We start from the raw sequence: 1564 nt of genomic DNA on the forward strand, positions 1-1564 counted from the left end.
TCCTGCGCGCTCGCGTCGCAGTGTCGCTGCGAGATCTCCCACGCCCGTGCCTCGATCACGGGGCGGTACTGCTCGACGAGATCATCGCGGCAGCCGCGCCACGCGTCCCAATACGGCTCGGCCTGCGGCCGACCGGCGCGGATCAGCGCGAGCGCCTCATCGTGGCGCAGACCTTCGATGAACGTGAGGAAACCCAGCACGGTGAGCGGCGCACGGTTGATACCCGCCGTGCAATGAACGTAGACGCGGTGACGCGACCGCAGCAGTCGCGCCAGGCCGATGACCGCACCGGGGAGGTGTCGGCGCTGGTCTTCGAGGTCGAAATCGCGCATCGGCGTGTTCCTGAGAATCAGGCCGCGCCGCCCTGCATGGCGCATGTGCTCGTTCAGGTCGATGCGCAGTGCCGACCGGCAATCGTCGCACTGCACGGACAAGAGCGCCGTCGCTCCGGTCCCGGCCTCGATCTCGTCGATGTCGCTTGCGCGGCGCGGGCAGGAGCCGATGACGATGTCGTCGCGCACACGGTTCCAGTTGAGCGTCCACGTCCACATGGTGATCAGCACTGCCCGCCGAAACGCCGATGGCGGGCAAGCATACGCCCGAATGCGTCGCCGCGGAGCATCCGGCGCGAGCACCGGGTCAGCTTCGACCCGGAACGCGAGAGCCCCGGCGCAGCGCAGGCCGCGGGCAACACCACATCTCGGGTTAAACTCGCGTCGTGGCGCTCGGCAACCTCATCATCGTTTCGGCACCTTCGGGCGCCGGAAAGACCACTCTCGTCGCGGCTCTGCTGGAAGCCGATCCCGCGGTGCGCCTGTCGGTCTCGTTCACTACGCGTGCGCCGCGACCGGGCGAGGTCGATGGCCGCGACTACCACTTCGTCTCCGTGCAGACCTTCGAGGCGATGCGCGCGCGCGGCGAGTTGCTGGAAAGCGCCGAAGTGCACGGCAATTTCTACGGTACGTCGCGCACCTGGGTGGCGGAGCGACTTGCCGCCGGCGAGGACATCCTGCTGGAGATCGACTGGCAGGGCGCGGCGCAGGTGCGACATGCGTTCGCGGAAACGATCGGCATCTTCGTCCTGCCGCCCTCGATGGCGGCGCTCGAACAGCGGTTGCACGGACGCGCATCGGACAGCGCCGAGGTCATCGCGCGCAGACTCGCAGCGGCGCGCGAGGAGATCGCCCATGTTGCTGAATTTGATTATGTTATTATTAACGAGCGGTTCGATGATGCGGTCAGTGACTTGATCGGCATCGTGCGGGCCGAGCGCCTGCGCACTGTGAGACAGCTGCGCCGTCATCCGAACCTTCTCGATCAATTCGACTCAAGTTCCATCCATGGCACGCATTACCGTTGACGATGTATTGAAGTACCTCCCGAACCGTTTCGAGCTGACGCTCGCCGCAACGTACCGCGCCCGCCAGCTCGCGAATGGCGCCACACCGATGGTAGAGTCGAACAAGGACAAGCCAACGGTGATTGCACTGCGCGAGATGGCACTGGGCAAGGTCGGTCGGGAGATACTCAACCGGGGTCAGACCTGAAGCGTGACCGGCGCGCG

The 1564-nt window shown here is 65.9% G+C and carries 3 protein-coding genes; 2 read left to right on the forward strand and 1 reads right to left on the reverse strand.

Features of this window, described 5'->3' with window-relative positions; translation table 11 throughout:
• Positions 1–551: dual specificity protein phosphatase family protein (locus JNK68_04480; GenBank protein ID MBL8539609.1), on the reverse strand; the 551-nt coding region annotated here is incomplete at its 3' end.
• Positions 552–718: 167 nt separating this feature from the next.
• Here JNK68_04480 and gmk point away from each other — a divergent pair.
• A complete protein-coding gene (gene gmk / locus JNK68_04485) occupies positions 719–1360 on the forward strand; it encodes a guanylate kinase (GenBank protein MBL8539610.1) in 642 nt (213 codons plus the stop codon).
• A complete protein-coding gene (locus JNK68_04490) occupies positions 1341–1547 on the forward strand; it encodes a DNA-directed RNA polymerase subunit omega (protein ID MBL8539611.1) in 207 nt (68 codons plus the stop codon). Before gmk ends, JNK68_04490 begins: the two co-directional genes overlap by 20 nt.
• The last annotated feature ends 17 nt before the right edge of the window (positions 1548–1564 follow it).

The organism is Betaproteobacteria bacterium, from assembly GCA_016791345.1.
Classification (GTDB): domain Bacteria; phylum Pseudomonadota; class Gammaproteobacteria; order Burkholderiales; family JAEUMW01; genus JAEUMW01.

Excerpts from the sequence above, each read along its gene's own strand:
- JNK68_04490 (MBL8539611.1), top strand. The coding sequence starts at position 1,341 with ATGGCACGCATTACCGTTGACGATGTATTGAAGTACCTCCCGAACCGT.